Here is a 21453-nt window from a genome sequence, read left to right as displayed (position 1 = left end):
CCGATGCTCACGGCTCGCGCGTCAGCTCGAGTGCGCGGGCATAGACCTTGCGGCGCGGCTGGCCGGTCTCGGCCGCGACCTGCGCCACCGCCTCCTTCAGCGAGAGCCGCCCGAGCGCGTCGCGCAGCCTGGCGTCGATGACGTCCTCGGCCGGCAGCAGCGAGTCCGCGCCGGGCGGGCCGATGATCACGACGATCTCGCCGCGGGCCTCCTCGTCCTCGCCGTAATGCGCCGCAAGCTCGGCGAGCGTGCCGCGCTGCACCGTCTCGTGATATTTAGTCAGCTCGCGCGCCACTGCGGCGGGCCGCGCGCCCAGCGTGGCCGCGGCATCCTCCAGCATCTCGGCGAGCCGGCGCGGCGATTCGAAGAAGACCAGCGTGCCCGGTATCGCGGCAAGCTCGGTCAACCGCCCGCGCCGCCCCGCCGATTTCGGCGGCAAAAAACCCTCGAAGAAGAAGCGGTCGGTCGGCAATCCCGCCAGCACCAGCGCCGCCAGCACGGCCGAGGCGCCGGGAATGCCGGTCACCGGCAGCCCTTCCGCCACCACATCGGCGACGAGCTTGTAGCCGGGGTCGGAGACCAGCGGCGTGCCGGCATCCGAGATCAGCGCCAGCTTGCCGCCCTCGCGCAGCTTGGCGAGGATCTTTGGGCGCATCTGCGCGGCGTTGTGCTCGTGATAGGGCAGCAGCGGCGTCGAGATGCCGTAATGCGCCAGCAGCGTCTTGCTGGTGCGGGTGTCCTCGGCCAGCACGACATCGGCCGCGGCCAGCGTCGCCAGCGCGCGAAAGGAGATGTCGCGCAGATTGCCGATCGGCGTCGCGACGATATGGAGCCCGGGCGCCAGCGGCTCGGCCTCGGCCCGCAGGCCGAAGGCGGTGTAGCTCGGGGCGCGCGGGGGATTTGAAGGCGTCGACATGGCCGGCACGCTGCCACAACCGTCGGGTCGGCGCCACGGCCGGTCGCGCCTTGCCGGGCTTCACGCTGCTGCAACACAGAGTTAACAACTTGAAAATAGCATGTCGGACTGGCAGGACATCTCCACGGTCGTGGAAAGTCATTGCCGGGCGCGGTCGAACGACCGCTTCCCTTGCCGACGTCTGGAGATCAAACCGTGCGGCTTCAACGGCTCACCCTCCCGCTCCTGCGTTTGCCAGCGCTCGCCGCCGGCCTGGCGCTGGCGCTCTCGGCCTGCACCGGCGGCATGTCCGGCCTGCCCGGCTTCGACAGCGGCACCACCCCGTCCGCGCAGGCGGGCCAGGCGCCGGCAGGCCAGACGCTCGGCACCGGCAAGGTCCGCGTCGGGCTCATCCTGCCGCTTACGGCCGAGGGCGCTGGCGCGACCGTCGGCAATTCGCTGAAGAACGCGGCCGAGATGGCGCTGGCGGAATTCCCCGGCGCCGACCTGACGCTGCTGGTCAAGGACGACCGCGGCTCGCCGGAAGGCGCGCGCGCGGCGGCGCAGGAGGCGATCGGCGAGGGCGCCGAGCTGATCATCGGCCCGCTCTTCGCGCCGTCGGTCCAGGCCGTCGGCCAGGTCGCGCGCTCGGCCAACCGCCCGGTCATGGCTTTCTCCAGCGACACCAATGTCGCAGGGCGCGGCGTCTACCTGCTCTCCTTCCCGCCCGAGAACGACGTCAACCGTGTCATCGCCTATGCTTCGTCGCAGGGGCGGAAATCCTTCGCCGCGCTGGTGCCTGATACCGCCTATGGCAAGGTGGTCGAGGCCGCCTTCCAGCAGGCCGTCGCCAGCCAGGGCGCGCGCGTCGTGGTGATCGAGCGCTTCACGCCCGACCAGAACAACATGCGCGCCGCCGCGCAGCGGCTGGTGCCGGCCCTGCAGCAGGCCGACGCGCTCTTCGTCCCGGCCGCCGCCGATGCGATGCCGACGCTCGGCCTGATCCTGCAGCAGGCCGGCTACGATCCCGCCAAGGTCAAGCCGCTCGGCACCGGCGTCTGGAACGACGCCAATGTCGCGCGCGTGCCGGCGATCCAGGGCGGCTGGTTCGCCTCGCCGGATACGGCGGGCTTCAACGCCTTCGCCGGCCGTTACCAGGCCCGCTTCAACAGTTCTCCGACCCGCACCGCGACGCTCGCCTATGACGCCGTTTCGCTCGCGGCTGCCTTGGCGCGCACGCAGGGCAGCCAGCGCTTCTCGGAGGCGGTGCTGACCAACCCGCAGGGTTTTGCCGGCGCCGACGGCGTCTTCCGCTTCCGGCCCGAAGGTCAGATCGACCGCGGCCTCGCCGTGCTCGAACTGCGCAACGGCCAGATCGTCACGGTCAATCCCGCGCCGCGGGATCTGGGGCCGCGGACGCAGTAAGCCACAGCATTCCCCGTCATGGTCGGGCTTGTCCCGACCATCCACGTCTTCGCTTATCGAGGGCGGTGTTCAAGACGCGGATGCTCGGGACAAGCCCGAGCATGACGGCGGGTGGTCACGCCGCCAGATCGGCTACCACCGCATCCAGCACCAGCGCGCCATTCGGCGTCGCCGCGAGCTTGCCGTCGAGCTTGTAGGTCAGCAGGCCGTCGTCAACGAGGCTGTTGACGCGCGAGGTCTTCAGCTCCCGGCCGGAGAGCGCGGCGAACTTGGCCGGGTCGATGCCCTCGACCAGCCTGAGACCCATCAGCAGGTACTCGTCGCCCTGCGCTTCGGCATTGAGCAACTCGTCCTCGATCAGCGCATAGCCCTCGGCCTCGACGCGGCCGAGCCAGGTCTCCGGTGCCTTCTCGGTCGACTGCGCCATGCGGCCATCCGCCGTGACAAGCCTGCCATGGGCGCCGGGCCCGATCCCGGCATATTCGCCATAGCGCCAGTAGACCAGGTTGTGTCGGCACTCGGCGCCCGGCCGCGCATGGTTCGAGATTTCGTAGACCGGCAGGCCGTGCCTCGCCGTGATCTCCTGCGTGATCTCGTAGAGCACCGCGCCAGCCTCGTGATCCGGGATCGAGAGCTTGCCCGCCCGGTACAGCCGCTCGAACATCGTCTCCGGTTCGATGGTGAGCTGGTAGAGCGAGAGATGCTCGGCCGCATGGCTGATCGCCAGCTCCAGCTCGGCCCGCCACAGAGCCGGCGTCTGCTCGGCCGAGCGGGCATAGATCAGGTCGAACGAGTAGCGCTCGAAATAGCGCCGCGCGATTGCAACCGCATCGAGCGCCTCCTGCGTCGAATGCATCCGCCCGAGCGCCTTGAGGTCGGCGTCGTTCAGCGCCTGCACGCCGAGCGAGACGCGGTTGACGCCGGCGGCGCGAAAGTCCTGGAAGCGTCCGGCCTCGACGCTGGTCGGGTTGGCCTCGAGCGAGACCTCGCATTTCGGATCGATCGCCCAATGCTCGCCGATCGCGTCGAGGATTGCGCCGACCGTGCGGCCCTCCATCAGCGAGGGCGTGCCGCCGCCGAAGAAGATCGAGGACACCGTGCGGCCCGGTGCCAGCGCGGCGCGATGCGCAATCTCGCGCCGGAAGGCCGCGACATAGCGCGCCTGGTCGGGCGGCGCGTGCCGGACATGGCTGTTGAAGTCGCAATAGGGGCATTTGGCCAGGCAGAACGGCCAATGCACATAGACGGCAAAGCCGGCATCGGCCGTCGGGTGCTCGGGCACAAGCGGACGCTCGGCGGTTGCCGCAAGCGCGTTCACGCCGGCTTCCTCAGGCAGGCGGCGGCGAGCAGCTTGAAGGCCCGCGCCCGATGCGACAGCGCGTCGTCGACGCCGCTCTTCACCGTCGAGCCCATCTCGGCGAAGGTCTGGTCGTAGCCATCGGGCTGGAAGATCGGATTGTAGCCGAAGCCGCCGGTGCCACGCGGCGCGTCGACGATTTCGCCGTAGACACGGCCCTCGAACAGCTCCTGGTGCCCGTCCGGCCAGGCGATCACCAGCGCCGAGACGAAATGCGCCCGGCGCTTGTCCGGCGACACCGCGCCGCGCTTGGCGAGCTCGTTGAGCACGCGCGCCATCGCTGGCTTGAAGTCCTTGCCCGGCCCGGCCCAGTTGGCCGAGAACAGGCCCGGCGCGCCATCAAGCGCCTCGACGCAGATGCCGGAATCGTCGGAGAGCGCCGGCAAGCCGCTGGCCTGCGTCGCCGCGACCGCCTTGATCGCCGCATTCTCCGAGAACATGTGCCCGGTCTCGTCCGGCTCGGGCAGGCCGAGCTCGCCGGCCGAGACCAACTCGATGCCATAGGGCGCCATCAGCTCGCGCATCTCGCGCAGCTTGCCCTGGTTATGGGTCGCGAGCACGACTTTGCCGGAGAGGAGGCGGTGAGGCGTTGTCATTAAGTTCATACTGGGTGTCCCCCGCCGTCATCGCGCGGCGGCTCGTAGCCACGGTCGGGTGGATCGGACGACTGCTTGCGAGTGGTCGTGGTTTGGTTCGGGCGAAGGCTAACGGCGATCACGACGAGCAACACCGCCAAGGCGATGCCTACCCCGAGTCCGATCTCCGTCCAACTCATCCCTCGCCCTCTGTTACGCGACCGCCGCCTTCTGCAGCTCGACCAGCTTGCCGACCCCGCCCTTGGCGAGCCTGAGCAGCGCCATCAGCTCGTCCTCCGAAAAGGGCGCGCCCTCGGCCGTGCCCTGCACCTCGACGAGGCCGCCGGAGCCGGTGATGACGAAGTTGGCGTCGGTCTGCGCGCCGGAATCCTCGACATAGTCGAGATCGATCACCGGGTTGCCGGCGACGATGCCGCAGGAGATCGCGGCGACATGGTCTTTCAGCGGGTTCGCGCCCTTGAGCAGGCCGCGCCCCTCCATCCATTTCAGCGCATCGTGCAGCGCGACCCAGGCGCCGGTGATCGAGGCCGTGCGCGTGCCGCCATCGGCTTGCAGCACGTCGCAATCGACTACGATCTGGCGCTCGCCGATCGCGGTCAGGTCGACCACGGCCCGCAGGCTGCGCCCGATCAGGCGCTGGATTTCCTGTGTCCGGCCGGACGGCTTGCCGGAGGTGACCTCGCGGCGGGTGCGCTCATGCGTCGCGCGCGGCAGCATCGAGTATTCGGCGGTGACCCAGCCCTTGCCGGTGCCGCGCAGCCAGGGCGGGCCCTTTTCCTCGACCGTCGCGGCGCAGAGCACCTTGGTCTCGCCGAAGGTCACCATGCAGGAGCCTTCGGCATAGCGGACCACGCCGCGTTCCAGCGTGACCTTGCGCATCTCGTCGGCCGCGCGTTTGGAGGGTCGCATCGTGTTATCCTGATGTCTGAGGTTGGCGGCTTGTAGGCGCTTGAGCGGGAGGCGGCAAGGCAAAGCTCCCCCTTCTCCCTCTTGCGGGAGAAGGTGCCCCGTAGGGGCGGATGAGGGGTCGCGCTACCCTTTCCCAACCCGCCGCATGTGATGAAGCGACATCGGCAATCGTCGCGCGACCCCTCATCCGTCTCGGCTGCGCCGATCGACCTTCTCCCGCAAGAGGGAGAAGGAAGAGATCACTTGATCCCTGGCCTCGCCACAGGGACAATGGGCCATGCGCAACCTGAAAGCCCTATCGCGATGAGCGCGCATTCGAAGCCGGAAAGCCCCGGCGGCCTGGTCGAGACCGATCAGCGCTCGCGCGAGATTTTTCGCCAGATCGTCGACGGCTATCTCGCCACCGGCGAGCCGGTCGGCTCGCGCAACATCGCCCGCCTGCTGCCGATGACGCTGTCGCCCGCGACGGTGCGCAACGTCATGACCGATCTCGAGCTCGCCGGGCTGATCTACGCGCCGCACACCTCGGCCGGGCGCCTGCCGACCGAGCGCGGCCTGCGCTTCTTCGTCGATGCGATGATGGAGGTCGGCAATCTCAGCTCCGACGAGCGCAGCAAGATCGAGGCGCAGATGCGCGCCGCCGCAACCGGCCGCACGATGGACGGCACGTTGACCGAGGCCTCGGCGCTGCTGTCGGGCCTGTCGCGCGGCGCCGGCGTCGTCGTCACCACCAAGGCCAATGCCCGGCTGAAGCATATCGAGTTCGTCCGGCTCGATCCGGCGCGCGCGCTGGTCGTGCTGGTGGCGGAGGACGGCACGGTCGAGAACCGCCTGCTCGCCCTGCCGCCCGGCCTGCCGGCCTCGGCCCTGACGGAGGCCGGAAACTTCCTCAACTCCCGCATCCTCGGCAAGACACTGGCCGACCTGCGCCGCGAGATCGCCGAGCACCGCGCCGTGATGGAGAGCGAGCTCGACGTCCTGACCGCGAAACTGGTGGAGAGCGGCATCGCCACCTCCTCCGGCCCGACGAGCGACCGCCACCTGATCGTGCGCGGCCAGGCGAACCTGCTCGATGACCTCAGGGCCCAGGAGGATCTCGAGCGCATCCGCCTGCTCTTCGGCGACCTCGAGACCCAGACCGACGTCATCGACCTGCTGACCCGGGCCGAGGATGGCGACGGCGTCCGCATCTTCATCGGCTCCGAGAACAAGCTCTTCTCGATGTCCGGCTCCTCGATGATCGCGGCGCCCTTCCGCGACGGCGAGCAGCGCATCGTCGGCGTCGTCGGCATCATCGGCCCGACCCGGCTGAACTATGCCCGCATCGTGCCGATGGTCGACTACACCGCGAAGGTGGTCGGGCGGTTGCTGGAAGGCGGGCGGTAGCGGCATTGCGGCTGGTTGCCGGCGTTTCAACCCTCATCCTGAGGAGCGCGGAGCGCGTCTCGAAGGATGCTCCAGCGCGCACTGAACCATCCTTCGAGACTCGCTCCGCGCTCCTCAGGATGAGGGCTATAGTGTCAAACAAGCCTGATACATGCCTCCGCGATGCGACCGAAGCTGTGATGGGGAGATCGCCCATGCCAAAGACGCCACCCGATGAGGTCGCGACCACGCCAGTCGTCACAGGCTGGGAGTGGCTCGACGCGTTGACGGGCGAGATCGATCCAGACTTTGAAGCGGCCCTTGAAGAAGAGGTTCCGCCTCAAGAAAGGCCGGAGTTGGAGCAGTATTTCTTGCTCGCTCCGCCTACTCCAGCCAGTCGGTGATGAAGTGTTCGCCGGCGTGGACGGCGAAGCTCGCATCGCTCTCCTGACGGCTCAAGCCAGCCGGGATTTGGCATCCGCGCATTCTGGCGCTACCTGTGCCGCCAAAGCGGCTCACGCGCGCTCCCCGACCACAAGGCCACAGACAATGACCGACACGCTTCCCGACCGTCTCTCCGTCAACCCGGACAGCCCCTTTTACGACGCCGACGTGCTGACGAAGGATGTCGGCATCCGCTTCAAGGGCGTCGATAAGACCAATGTCGAGGAATATTGCGTCAGCGAGGGCTGGATCAAGGTCGCGGCCGGCGCCGCCAAGGACCGCTTCGGCCGGCCGATGACGATCACGCTGAAGGGCCCGGTCGAGCCCTATTTCCGCAAGGCGGAAGCGCCGGAAGCCTGAGGCCGCGATCCGGCAAGACTGGCCTCCGCCGTCATGGTCGGGCTTGTCCCGACCATCCACGTCTTTAGCCTACGATGAGCGTTCAAGACGTGGATGCTCGCCACAAGGGCGAGCATGACGGGGAGGGCCGAACTCTCCCATCCGCACCTCAAATCAGGCTCTTGTAGAAGAACGTCGAGCCGCAATCGCTGCCATCAGGCATCAGCGCATAGCGCGGGATCGTGCCGATCTCGGTCCAGCCCAGGCGGTTGTAGAGCCGCCTTGCCGCGCCGAACTCGTCGGTGTCGAGGCAGAGCAGGTTGCGTCCTGCCTTCCGCGCCATGTCCTCCGCCGCCAGCATCAGCGCTTCGCCGAGGCCGCGCCGCTGCGCCGAGGAATGCACCAGCACCTTGGCGACATCGGCCCGGTGCGGCTGATTCGGCTTGCCCGCCGGATGCACCTGCGCCGTGCCGACGATCCTTCCGTCGAGCCATGCTGCCAGCAGCAGGATCTGCCCGGCTGCGACGCCCTCCGCGATGTCGGCCCAGAAGCGCTCGTAGTCGGCCCGCGCATTCCAGGCCATGAAGCCGACCGAGGCGCCATTCGCGACGACGTCCTGCAGGATGTCGCAGAGTGCGGGAATGGCCTCGCGCGCGCCATCGGCGTCGAGCAGGTCGATCGAAACGGCCTCGGTAAGCTGCGTCATCGCATCCATCTCAGAATTCGGCTGCCGGGCCATTGTCGGCATGACGGCCGGCAGGCCGCCATATCCTCCTTGCGAAGGATTCCATCTTGATAGAAAAAAATCCGATATAGTGGAATGTCAAGTCATGGAATGCGTTGCCTATAGCAAGAGCCCTGCCGCAAACGCTTGGCCCGGCCCGGCATCGCTGCTATTGCGCGGCCATGAGCACGCGCAGTTTCGACAACATCCGCAATTTCTCGATCGTGGCCCATATCGACCACGGCAAATCGACCCTCGCCGACCGGCTGATCCAGCAGACCGGCACGGTCGCCGCGCGCGACATGAGCGAGCAGATCCTCGACTCGATGGATATCGAGAAGGAGCGCGGCATCACCATCAAGGCCCAGACCGTCCGGCTCGACTACCGCGCCGAGGACGGCAAGGACTACGTCCTGAACCTGATGGACACGCCGGGCCATGTCGACTTCGCCTATGAGGTCTCGCGCTCGCTGGCGGCCTGCGAGGGTTCGCTGCTCGTCGTCGACGCCTCGCAGGGCGTCGAGGCGCAGACGCTCGCCAACGTCTACCAGGCGCTCGATGCCGGCCACGAGATCGTCACCGTCCTCAACAAAATCGACCTCCCCGCCGCCGAGCCCGAGCGCATCAAGCAGCAGATCGAGGACGTGATCGGCCTCGACGCCTCCGAGGCGGTGCCGATCTCGGCCAAGACCGGCCTGAACATCGAGGGCGTGCTCGAGGCCATCGTCAAGCGGCTGCCGGCGCCGAAGGGCGATCTTGAGGCGCCGCTCAAGGCGCTGCTGGTCGACAGCTGGTACGACGCCTATCTCGGCGTCGTCGTACTGGTGCGCATCATCGACGGCGTGCTGAAGAAGAACATGACCATCCGGATGATGCGGGCCAACGCCGTCTATGGCGTCGACCGCGTCGGCGTGTTCAAGCCGAAGATGCTGGAGGTCAAGGAACTCGGGCCAGGCGAGGTCGGCTTCTTCACCGCCTCGATCAAGGAAGTCGCCGACACCGCCGTTGGCGACACCATCACCGACGACAAGAAGCCGATCGCCGAGCCGCTGCCGGGCTTCAAGCCGGTGCAGCCGGTGGTGTTCTGCGGCATCTTCCCGGTCGACGCCGCCGATTTCGAGGTGCTGCGCAGCGCCATGTCGCGGCTGCGCTTGAACGACGCGAGCTTCTCCTATGAAATGGAGACCTCGGCCGCGCTCGGCTTCGGCTTCCGCTGCGGCTTCCTCGGGCTGCTGCATCTGGAGATCATCCAGGAGCGGCTGGAGCGCGAGTTCAACCTCAACCTGATCTCGACCGCGCCCTCGGTGGTCTACCACCTCAAGCTGCGCGACGGCGAGACGCTCGAACTGCACAACCCGGCCGACATGCCGGACGTGATGAAGATCGAGACGATCGAGGAGCCCTGGATCCGGGCGACGATCTTCACGCCGGACGAGTATCTCGGCTCGGTGCTGAAGCTCTGCCAGGACCGGCGCGGCCTGCAGATCGACCTCAACTATGTCGGCTCGCGCGCCAAGGTCGTCTACGACCTGCCGCTGAACGAGGTCGTGTTCGACTTCTACGATCGGCTCAAGTCGATCTCGAAGGGCTATGCCTCCTTCGACTACGCCATCACCGACTACCGCGAGGGCGACCTCGTGCGCATGTCGATCCTGGTCAATGCCGAGCCGGTCGACGCGCTCTCGATGCTGGTTCACCGCACCCGCGCCGACGCGCGCGGCCGGGCGATGTGCGAGAAGCTCAAGGAGTTGATCCCGCCGCACATGTTCCAGATTCCGGTCCAGGCGGCCATCGGCGGCAAGATCATCGCCCGCGAGACCATCCGGGCGCTGCGCAAGGACGTGACCGCCAAGTGCTATGGCGGCGACGCCTCGCGCAAGCGCAAGCTTCTGGACAAGCAGAAGGAAGGCAAGAAGAAGATGCGGCAGTTCGGCAAGGTCGAAATCCCGCAGGAGGCGTTCATTGCGGCGCTCAAAATGGATTCGTGAGAGGCAAGCCGCTTGGCAGGCTCGTGAGGCAGGTATCAGTTCAATCCAGCGGAAGCCTACATTCCCGCGGGAGGCGTCCAAGCAGACCAATCGGTGCCGGGAATATACTGGTTGAGGAGCTGATCAATATCGGTCACGCCTAAGCGGACACCAGCATTTCGAAGGTCACCAATAACGGATTCACGCGCGAGCGGTACCTGCGTGGCATTCCTTCCGCAGGTCTTGATCCAACCGACGAGGAAGCCCTTTTCGTAGGCTTTCTGCAAGGCGTCTTGGTCAATGTCCGGTAAGGCGCCGATGGCCAAGGGAACTCCGTTGACCGTAAGCCGTAGATCGTCTTGGGCCTCTTTGACGGGATCGAAATCCGGGAGGATCTCGTCGTCGTCGCCGTAGATGGGTTCGTCGCTGTAGACAGCCGCTTCCCAAGCATTGACAATTCCCTTTATCAGCCCGAACTCGGCCAATACCACTCGCCGGACGTTTTCCTTCCATAGAAATGGATCTGTCGGCATTTTTGCATTTGATTTTGCACGAAATACATCGGCGCCGGTTCCTCTCACCGAGAATTTCGCCAGGTCCTTGATGCCGTCGATCATGAAGCCCTGCCCCAGCGCATCCTTCATGACCTCCTTGACCGTGCTTCCAACCAAGGCTCCGACGACGCTGCCCGCACCGCCGCCGACAAACGCGAGAGCGAAGCCCAGCAGCAAGTCATGGCCAAGCTTCTCCGTGGCGGAAATTCCGTCTAGAAGTGAGCGATGCGCGCCGTAAGCTTGGCCATAGGCTATCGCAACAGTGCTGAGCCACACTTCCAACAGGGTCTGTGCGTGGTCGATATGCCCGCGCGCCTGCTTGCACCTCTCCAGGAAGCGCGCCTTGGTTTCGGGCGTGCGCGAGAAAATGACGACCGTGCCGGTCTCAACGTAATTTCTGCATTTGGCGCTCAAAATATAGGTATCTGGATCTCCATCCATCTTGCAGGTTCCCGACCAATTCTCGGTGTCGATCTGCCATTTCCACCATTCGACGGTCTTGGACGGAAGCCACGTCGTTATAAGCTGGCCATTCTTGATGACCCAACGCCCGCTTCCCGATCGGCCGTTATGTTCATCCGTCCATTTGACGGTGTTGTTTGATGACTTGAAATCATAGCGCCACCAGAAGGTTCGCTTTGGACCCTTGCAGATTACGCTCCAGCTCAGATCCTGCATGTCCGATAACAGAGCCATTGTGGAACCCCTTCGCCGTAAGCGCAGCTGGTTGCTGGGACGCATACAACGCGGCGCTGCAAGGTCGGGATTCTAGGCTGGGGGCCCCGGCCCCCGCGTCGTTCAAATGGGGGAGGGGGTAGGCTCGGCGACGGCAAATCCCTGCCTGGGCCGGAGCCCTCAAGCCTGCGGCAAGCCCCAAGACGAAGGTCGCGGAAATGGGCCCTTGGCTACGCCAGCGCCGCCCGCTTCGTCTCGGCATCGATCAGGAATGCCGCCAGCGCCCCGAGCAGCAGCAGCACCGCGAACAGCCCGATCGCCGCCGTAAAGCTCTGCGCGATCACCAGCGCTACGGCCGAAGGCGCCAGCAGCCCGCCGAGCCGCGCCATCGCGCCGGCTGCGCCCATGCCGGTGCCGCGCAGCTCGGTCGGGTAGAGTTCCGGTGTGAAGGCGTAGAGCGCGCCCCAGGTGCCGAGCAGGGCGAAGCTCATCAGCAGGATCGAGGCGCCGATCACGGTCGCGCTGCTCGCCACGACGAACAGCATGCAGCTGGCCGCGCTGAGCAGCAGGAAGCCGATCAGCGTCGGCCGCCGGCCCCATTGCTCGACGCCATAGGCCGCCAGCACATAGCCGGGGATCTGCGCCAGCGCGACGACGACGAGGAAGCCGTAGCCGCGCACGAAGCCGAAGCCCTCGCCGGCGAGCTTGGCCGGCATCCAGGTGAAGACGCCGTAATAGGAGACCGAGACCAGGAACCAGATGGCGAGGATCGACAAGGTCCGGCGCAGCAGGTCCGGCGAGAACAGGCTGGCGCCCGGCCTGGCCTGCGGCACGGTGATCGCCGTGCCGGCCGGCAGCTCGGCCTGCCCGTTCGCCCGCAGGACCTGGTTGAGGACGTTCCGCGCCTCCTCGCGCCGGCCTTCCTTGATCAGGTACATCGGCGATTCCGGCACCCAGAAGCGCAGCCAGATGCCAATCAGCGCCGGAAAGGCGGTTACCGCGAAGATCCAGCGCCAGGCATCGGCGAGGCCGGCCACGCTCGCCGCCCATGCCGCGAGCGCGACGATGATCGTGCCGACCGCCCAGAAGCCTTCCAGCATCACCAGCCAGCGCCCGCGGTTCTTCGGCGGCAGGAACTCCGCCATCATCGCGTAGTCGACCGGCAAGGTGCCGCCGACCGCTATGCCGGTCAGGAAGCGCAAGCCGAGCAGGATGGCGAAGGAGGGCGCGAAGACCGAGAGCAGCCCGAACACCGCATCGCAGGCGACCGTGATCAGCAGCACCCGACGTCGGCCATAGCGATCGGCGAGGCGGCCGAACAAGGCCGCGCCGATCAGCATGCCCAGGAAGAACAGCGTCCCGGTCTGCAGGGCCTCCGGCACGGTCAGGCCGAATGTCGCGGCGATCGAGGCCGCGGTGAAGCCGACTGCCAGCACCTGCATCGCGTCCGCGGCCCAGACCAGCCCGAAAATGCCGAGCAGCCTGCGCTGGAACGGGCCGGTGCCGGCCATGGTGAGGGCGCTCTCGACGGGGATGCTCATGGTGCTGAACGCCTTCTCCACATGGCCCGGCAAACCGCGCTAGAGCGCGACGCCCAGGCCCCTGAGCTCTGCCCGCAAATCGATCGGCTCGACGAAATGCACCGCCTGCATGCCGACGGCCCGGGCGCCCCTGATGTTCTTCTCGCTGTCGTCGACGAAGATGCATTCGGCGGCCGTGAGCCCGTAACGCTCGAACAGCGTCTGGTAGATCGCCGGGTCCGGCTTCACCAACTGCTCATGCGCCGAGACGATGACGCCGTCGAACGTGCCGAGGAAGGGGTAGCGGATCAGGCTTTCCGCCCATTTCTCGCGCGAGAAATTGGTGATGCCGTAGACCTTGTCGCCCCGCGCCTTCAGCTCGGCCAGCACGGCGACGCTGTCCTCGATCACGCCGGCGACCGTCTCGTGCCAGCGCTCGTCATAGGCCCGGATCTCCCGCTCCCATTCCGGATGCTGCGCGACGAGCAGCGCCACGGCATCGGCCCAGGGTCGGCCGCGATCCTGCTCCAGGTTCCAGGCGGAGGTGCAGACGTTCTGCATGAACCAGTGCATCCGCTCCTGGTCCGGGATCAGCTGGCGGTAGAGATGGCGCGGGTCCCAGCGCAGCAGGACGTTGCCGACATCGAAGACGACGATGGGGGAGATCGTAACCATGGCGTATCCGTCAACGAACTCGAGTGTGGTCGCATAGGGCTCACGCCCTTGTGTGCAGAGCAGCGAGACAGAGGCAAGATGCTTCGCGTATCACCAGCACAGCATTTTCGAGCGGGCTATGCATCGGCTCGCGCATGGAAAATGCATCGGAGTCGCGTCCGAATATGGAGACGGGCATGAACGACTGGCTGCCATGGCTTGACCGGAAAGGGCGCTTCTCGTCCCTGCGCGCCGCGACTTTCGCGCTGATGCTGGTGCCGGCCCTCTGGCTCGCCTTCGATGCCTGGACCAACCAGCTCGGCTCCAAGCCCTGGACCCAGGCCGTGCACGACACAGGCACCTGGGCAGTGCGCATCCTCGTGCTGACGCTGGCGATCACGCCGTTCCGGCGCATCTTCGACTGGCCGAAGCTGGTCGGCGTGCGCCGTATGGTCGGCCTGTTCGTGATGTTCTACGCGCTGGCGCACCTGACGCTCTATTGCATCGACCTCGCCTTCGACTGGGGCCTGATCGTCTCCGAGATCGTCAAGCGCTTCTACCTGATCGTCGGCTTCACCGCGCTGCTCGGGCTCATCGCGCTCGGCGTCACCTCGACCGACGCGATGATTCGCCGGCTCGGCTCGGCCAACTGGCAGCGGCTGCACAACCTCGTCTACGTCATCACCGGGCTCGGCCTGCTGCATTTCGCCCTGCAGTCGAAGCTCGACGTCACCCAGCCCGCCCTGATGACCGGGCTCTACGCGCTGCTGCTGGTCTACCGGCTGATGAACCGCCTGAAGATACCGCTCGACACGCCCCGGCTCGTCCTGGCCGCGCTGGTGACTGGGCTTCTCACGGCGCTCTGCGAGACGGCCTGGTACGCGCTCACCACCGGCGTCTCGGCCTGGCTGGTCTTCCAGGCCAATTTCGACGCCTTCACCTATGGCGACATCACCTTCCTGCGCCCGGGCCACTGGGTCCTGCTCGCCGGGCTCGCCGTGGCGCTGGTTCGTGCCGTGCGGGCGCCGGCCCAGCGCCGGCCGCGGCGTGAGCGGGCGAGGGTGCCGGCCGAGGCGGGGTCGTGACCTTCCCGCGTTCATTGCGTGATGCGCGAATCCACCTGCCGTCGCCTGCTGACGAGCCTTGCCAGGCTCGACAAATTATGCAGATTTTCGTATAAGCCGGCATGCGGCGCGAGCGTAAGGCACTCCGGTTCTGGGGCGATTCCCTCGCTCAACTTCAGAAGGTGCGACCTGCCGTCAGGCAGGAGGCTGGCTACCAGCTGGATCAGGTTCAGCTTGGCCGCTCGCCAAGGAGCTTCAAGCCAATGCCGACGGTGGGCGCGGGAGCATTCGAAATCCGCGTGAGCGACGAAGCCGGCATGTTCCGGGTCTTCTATGTCGCGAAGCTGGCCGATGCAGTTTACGTGCTGCATTGCTTCGAAAAGAAGACGCAGAAGACCGACAAGCGCGATATCGACATCGGTCGGGCTCGTTATGTCGAGCTGAAGGAGGTGGGGCGGTGAGCTATGTCGAGGTTGCCAATATCTGGGACGCCGCCACTGATACGCCCGAGGAGGCGGCGAACATGCGCATGCGCTCCGAGCTGATGATGTCGCTCGACGACCTCATCAAGAAGAAGGCCTGGACCCAGGCCGAGGCCGCCAGACATCTCGGCATCACCCAGCCACGCGTCTCCGAACTGGTGAACGGCAAGATCCAACTGTTCAGCCTCGACCAGTTGATGACGCTGCTCGCGCGCGCCGGCTACCGCGTCGAGATGAAGGTCAAGAAGATTCGGGCGCAGAAGCGGGCGGCGTGACTGCGCGCCAAGCGAAACTCGATACGAGCATTTCAACCAGCAAAGCTTTCGAAGAAGAATAGTCTCAAGCTGGTTGGCAGCCCGGCATTGAGGCTCTAACCCTTGTCACATGCCTGACGATCAACGAGCCCAGCCCACCGCCGATGTTGCAGCCGCCGAGGTGGCTGCCGAGGGGTTGGGCAACGGCTCGGCCTCGCCTTTCCTGCCGTTGCGCCAGCCGATCTTCCGCGCCGTCTGGTTCGCCAGCCTGGCCTCCTATTTCGGCGGCATGATCCAGTCGGTCGGCGCCGCCTGGCTGATGACCTCGATCGCCACCTCCGCCGACATCGTCGCGCTGGTGCAGGCCTCGACGACCCTGCCGGTCATGATGTTCTCGCTCGCCGCCGGCGCGGTCTCCGACAATTACGACCGGCGCAAGGTGATGCTGGTCGCGCAGTGCTTCATGTTCGCGGTCTCCATCGCGCTGGCGCTGACCGCCTGGCTCGGCGTGATGACGCCATGGCTCCTGCTGAGCTTCACCTTCCTGATCGGCTGCGGCACCGCGCTGAACGGCCCGGCCTGGCAATCCTCGGTCGGCGAGATGGTGCCGCGCCCGGACCTGCCGGCCGCGATCACGCTGAACAGCGTCGGCTTCAACATCGCCCGCAGCGTCGGCCCGGCTCTGGGCGGCATCGTCGTGGCGGCGGCGGGCGTGGTCGTCGCGTTTGCGGTCAACGCGGTCAGCTATATCGGCCTCATCGTCGTGCTGGCGCGTTGGCGCCCGCCGGTCGTCGAGCGGTTGCTGCCGCGCGAGACGCTGGGCATCGCGATGAGCGCTGGCCTGCGCTATGTCGCGATGTCGCCGAACATCCGCTCCGTGCTCGTGCGCGGCGCCGCCTTCGGCTTCGGCGCCATCTCGGCGCAGGCGCTGCTGCCGCTGGTGGCGCGCGATCTGGTCAAGGGCGGCCCGCTCACCTTCGGCCTGCTGCTCGGCGCCTTCGGCATTGGCGCCATCGCCGGCGCCTTCCTCAGCGCGCGCCTGCGCGCCGCCTTCTCCACCGAAACGCTGGTGCGCGGCTCCTTCATCGCCTTCGGGCTGGCGGTGGCGGTGACCGGCTACAGCACGATGACCGGGCTCAGCATGGCGGCGCTGGTCATTGCCGGGGCGAGCTGGGTGCTGGCGCTCTCGACCTTCAATGCCACGGTGCAGCTCTCCGCCCCGCGCTGGGTCGTGGGGCGGGCGCTGGCGCTCTACCAGATGGCGACCTTCGGCGGCATGGCGGCGGGCAGCTGGGTCTGGGGCGCGGCCTCGGCCGCCTACGGCACGGAGAAGGCGCTCGTCCTTGCCGCCATCGCGCTTGTCATCGGCGCCGCGCTCGGCCTGCGCTATGCGCTGCCGCCGCTGGAGCAGCTCAACCTCGACCCGCTCAGCCGTTGGCAGGAGCCCAAGGTCGCGGTCGATATCGAGCCGCGCAGCGGGCCGATCATCGTCACGATCGAGTACATCATCCGCGAGGAGGACGTGGTTCCGTTCCTGAATGTGATGGCCGAGCGCCGCCGCATCCGCCGCCGCGATGGCGCTCGCCACTGGGCGCTGCTGCGCGATTTGACCGATCCGCAGCTCTGGATCGAGCGCTATGACAGCCCGACCTGGGTCGAGTACGTCCGCCAGAACCAGCGCGTCACCCAGGCCGACGCCGCGATCGGCGACCGCGTCCGCGCCCTGCACCAGGGCGCGGAGCCGCCGCGCGTCCACCGCGTCATCGAGCGCCAGACCGACTCGCTGCCCTTCGCCCCGGCGCGGCCGACGCAGGACATGGCGAGCCCGATGACGGACCCGCGCTCGGCCTGAGCGGCGAGGGGCTCATCGACGAAACGCCTCCCTTCCCCCTAGTGGGGAAGGGTATGGGGATGGGGGGGCGAACGACCGGGTGCTGCGCTGCTGGTTATTGGCGAAGCAGCGGAATGCAGGAGCGAGAGCTTTGACTTTTCGCCCCCCACCCCGACCCCTCCCCGCAAGGGGGAGGGGCTCCCGCGCCCTTTCAAGCAACCTCAAGCCTTCAGGTGCAGCGTCACCAGCACGGTGATCTCAGCTCCATCAGGCACATCAGCCGCAACGCGCAGGAAGCTGCCGAAATGCGCGACGCGCTGGAAGGTCACGGCGTCGAGTGCCGCCGGCAGCTCGAAGCTCGAACCCTCCGGCGCCCAGTGCATGCCGTCGGCGGAGATCTCGATGCGCGCCTTGGGCAGCTTGCCCTTCGGGGCCTTGAGCGCCCGCACGAAGGCGATAGCTTCCTTGGCCCAGCCGCACTCGTAGGGCTCGGTCGCGGAATGGCCCGTCCAGGTCTCGTTGCGGGCGACGACGGCGGTGAGGTTTTCAGGCAGCATCAGAAATCCCCCGAAAGGCAGACCGAGTCGAGATAGGCGAAGGTGCGCTTGTCGGTGTCGGTCTCGGCGAAGAAGCACAGGTTCAGCATGCACCAGAGATTCTTCATCGCCGGGATGCGGATGCAGTCGAAGGTGGCGAGGTCGAAGGTGCGGTCGTTCACCTGGAAGCCGGTCGCCTGCATCGTCGAAAGGTCGAAGTCGAAGCGCAGGTAGTGCCAGTTAATCTTGGTCGGAATCTCGTTGTAGCAGAGCTTCTGCTCGCCGCCGGGCAGGTCCTCCCAATCCGAATCCGCGAGGTGGTAGTGCGAGATCGTCTTGCCGACGTTGCCGATCGGCTTGATCTCAGTGGTCTTGCGCTTGAACTGCCACTTCTGCAGGTGCTTGCCGTCCTGCGCGTTCAGGAAGCGCAGGTGCGGCATCACGCGCTCGCCGCCCGCGCCGGCCCGGTCGCCGACCTGCAGGTCGTAGAGGAAGCCGAAGGAGCGCACGTCGGTCTCCATCAGCTGCAGCTCGGTCGCCTCCGGCTTGAAGGTGAAGTAGCACTCCATCCGGATCGGCCCCGGCTTGCGGAAGGTCAGTCGCTTCAGCGTGACGTTCTGCGCGCCGCGCCTGGCCCGCGTCGCCAGCTTCAGCGCATAGGAGCCGTCGACGCCGCCATGCGAGCCGAAATCCCAGTTCGGCAGGGTCGAGAGCTGGGCGTGGGTGTGCTGGGCGTAGCCCGGCAGCATCTGGTCGAGCGAGATCTCGTAGTTGCCGACGAGCTGGGTCCAGCCGCACATGCCGCGGTCGAAATCGTCGAAGCTGATGATTCGGGGCAGGGGGTCGTAGCGGCTGAGCTTTGGATCGGCTTCGCGGATGGCGCGGCGCATGTCGTCGAGTTGGGTCATGACCTATCCTTTCACCGCGCCGGCGGTGAGCCCGGCGACGAGATGCTTCTGCATGAGGATGACGAAGGCGAGCACGGGCAGGAGCTGGATGGCGGAGGCGGCGAATAGCACCCCCCATTCCACGCCCTCGACCGCGCCGATCATCTCCGCCACGACCAAGGGCGCGGTCTTGGCCTTGGTGGTGGTGAAGATGAAAGCGAAGAGGAATTCGTTCCACGCGTAGACGATGACGAAGACCGAGACCGCGAGCATGCCCTGCGCTGCCAGCGGGAAGATCACGCGCCGGATGATCTGGAACTGCGAGGCGCCGTCGATCATCGCGGATTCGTCGAGCTCGCGCGGGATCTGGTCGATGAAGGTCCGCATCACGATCGTGCCGAGCGAGACGAAGAAGGTCGCGTAGAGCAGGATCAGGATGAAATGCGTGTCGTTGAGCTTCAGCCAGTTCACCACCGGGAAGAGCGGCAGCGTGATCACGATCGGCGGGATCAGCCGGATGAAGATCAGGAAGAAGGCGCTGGCCTGCAGCGCCCTGCTGGCATGGCGCGAATAGGCGTAGCCGGCGAGCAGCGAGACCGCGACGGCGAGCACGGTCGCCCCCGTCGTCACGATGAGGCTGTTCCAGAGCCCGGTGAAGAAGTCGCCCCAGCGGTTCCAGAGCATGGCGTAGTTCGCCAGCGTCGGCTCGAACTTGAAGCGCGAGGCGACCGAGAAGATGTCGCGGTCGGCCTTGAAGGACGACATCACGATCAGCCCGATCGGCACCAGCGACCAGGCCGCGATGACGAGGACGCCGGCAAGCTTCAGCAGGGCGATGAGGGGGGAGCGCTTACGCATGCTTGCCGAACATCTCCCTGTAGAGCCCGCGCAGGTAGACCAGCGCGAGCAGGAGCGAGGCGAGCACGAGCAGCCAGCCGGTGGCGGCTGCGGCGCCGAACGAGTTGTACCGGAAGGCTTCGAGATAGAGGTAGACGGCCATCACCTCGGTGGTGCGGGCAGGGCCACCGCCGGTCATCAGCCAGACCTCGGAGAACAGCCGGAAGGCGAAGATGTAGCGGAACAGGGCCGCGATCAGCAGTGCCGGCATCAGCAGCGGCAAGGTGATGCGCTGGAAGGCGCGCCAGCCCGAGGCGCCGTCGATCTGGCCGGCCTCGTAGAGCTCGCCGGGAATGGCGAGGCGCGCCGCATAGAGGATGACGAAGCTGAACGGCAGGTGCAGCCAGATCGAGAGCAGGCAGACCATGAGAAGCCCGTGCGACGGGTTCACCGACCATTCGATCGGCGGCAGGCCGATGGCGCCGAGAAGCTGGCTCATCATCCCGACATCGGGCTCGAACAGGTAGCGCCACATCACCACCGCCGAGACCTCGGAGACCGCATAGGGCGCCAGCACGATCGCGAGCATCAGGGCTCGGAAGGGGATGCCGGAGGCGAAGAACAGCGCCATCAGCAGGCCGAGCAAGAGCTCGACATGCACGACGATGGCGACGACGATGACGGTGTTGAGGAGCGCCCGCCAGAAATACGGGTCGCTCAGCACCTTGGCGTAGTTGGCGAGGCCGACGAAGGTCGCCGCCTGCCCGAACGAGGACTGGTTCAGGCTGAGCCAGAACACGTAGATCGCCGGCAGGAAGATGACGCCGCCGACCATCATCTGGACCGGCGAGACCAGGGCGAAGGCGGGAAGGACCGAGCGCTGCTGCATCGCTCAGGCGATCCGGTAGCGCGCGAGCATGTCGCGGTCGATCTCGATGCCCAGGCCCGGCCCCTGCGGCACGATCAGCTGCCCATCGACGAGCTGACTGCCCTCGCCGACGACCGGATGCGTGAACGAGTCGCGCAGGGGGTTGGCGTAGACCATGCACTCGAAGGTGCGCAGCGTTTCGGCCGCCGCCGCCAATTGAAGGCTGGCGGCAACGCAGATCGCGCCGGACCAGCCGACATGCGGCGCATAAGCAGTGTTGAAGCTCGCTGCCAGCTCGGCGATGCGCCAGGTCTCGGTGATGCCGCCGGAGCGGGTCACGTCGGGCTGGATCAGCCCGAGCGAGCGCTCCTGCAGCATCGCCAGCGCCTCGGAGGCGACATAGTCGCTCTCGCCGGCGGCGAGCCGGATCGGCAGGTGCTGGGCGAGGCGGCGATAGCCGGCGCGGTCATGCGGCGCGATCGGCTCCTCGAAGAAGCCGTAGCCGAGATCGGACAACGCCCGCCCGACGATCAGCGCGTCGTCGACGTCATAGGCCCAGTTGGCGTCGACATAGAGCGCGATCTCGTCGCCGGCGAGCTTGCGCACGAACTTGGCCCGCGCGATCGCGTCCTTGAGCGGGTGGCCGAGCTTGACCTTGATCTCGCGGAAGCCGGCCTTCAGCGCGGCCGCGACCTCGCCCTCGACCGTGGCGTCGTCGAGCCAGTTGATCGAGGAGGCGTAGGCGGGAACCTGCGTCCGCCCCATGCCGCCGAGCAGCTTGTGGATCGGCACGCCCGCGGCTTTGCCGGCGATGTCCCAGAGCGCGATGTCGATGGCCGAGATTGCCTCGACGATCTGCCCGCCTGGCTGGCCGGAGAGTGCGCCGCGCATCAGCTTCCACAGCGCCCGCCGGTCGGCGGGGTCCTTGCCGATCAGGCGCGGCGAGAGCGCCTCGTCGATCAGCCGCGCATAGCCGGCCGCGCCGCGCCGGCACAGCCCCTCGCCGAAGCCGGTGATGCCGTCGCTGGTCGTGACCTCGACCACTACGATCTCGATCGCGGGATAATCGCCCTGCGAGGTGCGCTGGACCTTGGCCAGCACGGCGCGCAGCGGATAGGCAACGATCTGCGAGATGCTGCGAGCCGGCATGGCGATGGCGTCCTCCCCAGGACGGTAACTTATCTGATAGGTTGAACAGTTGCCAACTTGGCTGGCATCTGTCAATCATGTCGTTGCAGGCTGTTTGGAAACACAGCCCTCACCCTGAGGA

Annotated in this window: 22 protein-coding genes; 9 read left to right on the top strand and 13 right to left on the bottom strand. The window is 66.7% G+C overall.

Going from position 1 to position 21453, the window contains the following annotated elements; genetic code table 11:
* Window positions 1–7: 7 nt before the first annotated feature.
* Window positions 8–916, bottom strand: coding sequence for a 16S rRNA (cytidine(1402)-2'-O)-methyltransferase (gene rsmI, locus DWF00_RS27755; RefSeq protein WP_114832182.1), 909 nt, complete (start codon window positions 914–916; stop codon window positions 8–10).
* A gap of 195 nt (window positions 917–1111) precedes the next feature.
* On the opposite strand from rsmI, the gene DWF00_RS27750 reads away from it, so the two are divergent.
* The gene (locus DWF00_RS27750; RefSeq protein ID WP_245974355.1) at window positions 1112–2320 is read left to right on the top strand and encodes a penicillin-binding protein activator; all 1209 of its coding nucleotides are present in this window, start codon (window positions 1112–1114) and stop codon (window positions 2318–2320) included.
* A 115-nt stretch (window positions 2321–2435) separates the two neighbouring features.
* Here DWF00_RS27750 and hemW read toward each other — a convergent pair whose 3' ends face one another.
* From hemW to rph, 3 genes are all read right to left on the bottom strand, one after another.
* On the bottom strand, window positions 2436–3638 hold the full coding sequence (gene hemW, locus DWF00_RS27745; protein ID WP_245974353.1) for a radical SAM family heme chaperone HemW: 1203 nt from the start codon (window positions 3636–3638) through the stop codon (window positions 2436–2438).
* On the bottom strand, window positions 3635–4282 hold the full coding sequence (gene rdgB, locus DWF00_RS27740; protein WP_425453189.1) for an RdgB/HAM1 family non-canonical purine NTP pyrophosphatase: 648 nt from the start codon (window positions 4280–4282) through the stop codon (window positions 3635–3637). The genes hemW and rdgB overlap by 4 nt, the downstream gene beginning before the upstream one ends.
* A gap of 183 nt (window positions 4283–4465) precedes the next feature.
* A complete protein-coding gene (rph, locus tag DWF00_RS27735) occupies window positions 4466–5182 on the bottom strand; it encodes a ribonuclease PH (protein WP_114832184.1) in 717 nt (238 codons plus the stop codon).
* A gap of 270 nt (window positions 5183–5452) precedes the next feature.
* Between rph and hrcA the strand changes: the two genes are divergently transcribed.
* The 3 genes from hrcA to DWF00_RS27725 all read left to right on the top strand — a co-directional run bounded on the left by hrcA (window position 5453) and on the right by DWF00_RS27725 (window position 7351).
* On the top strand, window positions 5453–6568 hold the full coding sequence (hrcA, locus tag DWF00_RS27730; RefSeq protein WP_425453190.1) for a heat-inducible transcriptional repressor HrcA: 1116 nt from the start codon (window positions 5453–5455) through the stop codon (window positions 6566–6568).
* Between the two features lie 194 nt (window positions 6569–6762).
* On the top strand, window positions 6763–6951 hold the full coding sequence (locus DWF00_RS29230; RefSeq protein ID WP_147283818.1) for a hypothetical protein: 189 nt from the start codon (window positions 6763–6765) through the stop codon (window positions 6949–6951).
* Between the two features lie 145 nt (window positions 6952–7096).
* Window positions 7097–7351, top strand: a complete 255-nt coding sequence (locus tag DWF00_RS27725; protein WP_114832186.1) for a DUF3297 family protein — start codon at window positions 7097–7099, stop codon at window positions 7349–7351.
* Window positions 7352–7499: 148 nt separating this feature from the next.
* On the opposite strand, the gene DWF00_RS27720 is transcribed toward DWF00_RS27725, so the two are convergent.
* Entirely contained in the window at window positions 7500–8036 is a 537-nt protein-coding gene (locus DWF00_RS27720; RefSeq protein WP_114832215.1) for a GNAT family N-acetyltransferase, read from the bottom strand.
* 200 nt (window positions 8037–8236) lie between these two features.
* Here DWF00_RS27720 and lepA point away from each other — a divergent pair, with 200 nt between their 5' ends.
* On the top strand, window positions 8237–10042 hold the full coding sequence (lepA, locus tag DWF00_RS27715) for a translation elongation factor 4 (protein WP_114832187.1): 1806 nt from the start codon (window positions 8237–8239) through the stop codon (window positions 10040–10042).
* Window positions 10043–10098: 56 nt separating this feature from the next.
* Here lepA and DWF00_RS27710 read toward each other — a convergent pair whose 3' ends face one another.
* The 3 genes from DWF00_RS27710 to DWF00_RS27700 all read right to left on the bottom strand — a co-directional run bounded on the left by DWF00_RS27710 (window position 10099) and on the right by DWF00_RS27700 (window position 13445).
* The gene (locus DWF00_RS27710; RefSeq protein WP_147283819.1) at window positions 10099–11271 is read right to left on the bottom strand and encodes a hypothetical protein; all 1173 of its coding nucleotides are present in this window, start codon (window positions 11269–11271) and stop codon (window positions 10099–10101) included.
* A 209-nt stretch (window positions 11272–11480) separates the two neighbouring features.
* The gene (locus DWF00_RS27705; protein ID WP_114832189.1) at window positions 11481–12791 is read right to left on the bottom strand and encodes an MFS transporter; all 1311 of its coding nucleotides are present in this window, start codon (window positions 12789–12791) and stop codon (window positions 11481–11483) included.
* Window positions 12792–12830: 39 nt separating this feature from the next.
* Window positions 12831–13445: an HAD family hydrolase gene (locus tag DWF00_RS27700; RefSeq protein ID WP_114832190.1), complete on the bottom strand. Its 615-nt coding sequence runs from the start codon at window positions 13443–13445 to the stop codon at window positions 12831–12833.
* Between the two features lie 176 nt (window positions 13446–13621).
* Between DWF00_RS27700 and DWF00_RS27695 the strand changes: the two genes are divergently transcribed.
* From DWF00_RS27695 to DWF00_RS27680, 4 genes are all read left to right on the top strand, one after another.
* The gene (locus DWF00_RS27695; protein ID WP_114832216.1) at window positions 13622–14509 is read left to right on the top strand and encodes a protein-methionine-sulfoxide reductase heme-binding subunit MsrQ; all 888 of its coding nucleotides are present in this window, start codon (window positions 13622–13624) and stop codon (window positions 14507–14509) included.
* A gap of 101 nt (window positions 14510–14610) precedes the next feature.
* Window positions 14611–14949 (top strand): type II toxin-antitoxin system RelE/ParE family toxin, encoded by a 339-nt coding sequence (locus DWF00_RS27690; RefSeq protein WP_114832191.1) that lies wholly within the window; start codon window positions 14611–14613, stop codon window positions 14947–14949.
* Entirely contained in the window at window positions 14946–15245 is a 300-nt protein-coding gene (locus DWF00_RS27685; RefSeq protein ID WP_245974351.1) for a helix-turn-helix domain-containing protein, read from the top strand. Before DWF00_RS27690 ends, DWF00_RS27685 begins: the two co-directional genes overlap by 4 nt.
* Window positions 15246–15354: 109 nt before the next feature.
* Window positions 15355–17076 carry an MFS transporter gene (locus tag DWF00_RS27680; protein WP_114832192.1) on the top strand — a complete coding sequence of 574 codons (1722 nt, stop codon included), beginning with the start codon at window positions 15355–15357 and terminating at the stop codon, window positions 17074–17076.
* Between the two features lie 200 nt (window positions 17077–17276).
* On the opposite strand, the gene DWF00_RS27675 is transcribed toward DWF00_RS27680, so the two are convergent.
* From DWF00_RS27675 to DWF00_RS27655, 5 genes are read right to left on the bottom strand one after another with little or no spacing between them, the layout of a single operon-like run.
* A complete protein-coding gene (locus DWF00_RS27675; protein ID WP_114832193.1) occupies window positions 17277–17612 on the bottom strand; it encodes a hypothetical protein in 336 nt (111 codons plus the stop codon).
* Window positions 17612–18499: a DUF6772 family protein gene (locus DWF00_RS27670; protein ID WP_342769143.1), complete on the bottom strand. Its 888-nt coding sequence runs from the start codon at window positions 18497–18499 to the stop codon at window positions 17612–17614. Before DWF00_RS27670 ends, DWF00_RS27675 begins: the two co-directional genes overlap by 1 nt.
* A 3-nt stretch (window positions 18500–18502) precedes the next feature.
* Window positions 18503–19336 carry a carbohydrate ABC transporter permease gene (locus DWF00_RS27665; RefSeq protein ID WP_114832194.1) on the bottom strand — a complete coding sequence of 278 codons (834 nt, stop codon included), beginning with the start codon at window positions 19334–19336 and terminating at the stop codon, window positions 18503–18505.
* Entirely contained in the window at window positions 19329–20204 is an 876-nt protein-coding gene (locus DWF00_RS27660; protein ID WP_114832195.1) for a carbohydrate ABC transporter permease, read from the bottom strand. The genes DWF00_RS27665 and DWF00_RS27660 overlap by 8 nt, the downstream gene beginning before the upstream one ends.
* Window positions 20205–20207: 3 nt before the next feature.
* Entirely contained in the window at window positions 20208–21332 is a 1125-nt protein-coding gene (locus DWF00_RS27655) for a mandelate racemase/muconate lactonizing enzyme family protein (protein ID WP_114832196.1), read from the bottom strand.
* Window positions 21333–21453: the final 121 nt, after the last annotated feature.

Origin of the sequence: Allobosea caraganae, assembly GCF_003351345.1 — a bacterium.
Classification (GTDB): Bacteria; Pseudomonadota; Alphaproteobacteria; order Rhizobiales; family Beijerinckiaceae; genus Allobosea; species Allobosea caraganae.
This window is presented reverse-complemented; position numbering and strand designations above follow the sequence as displayed.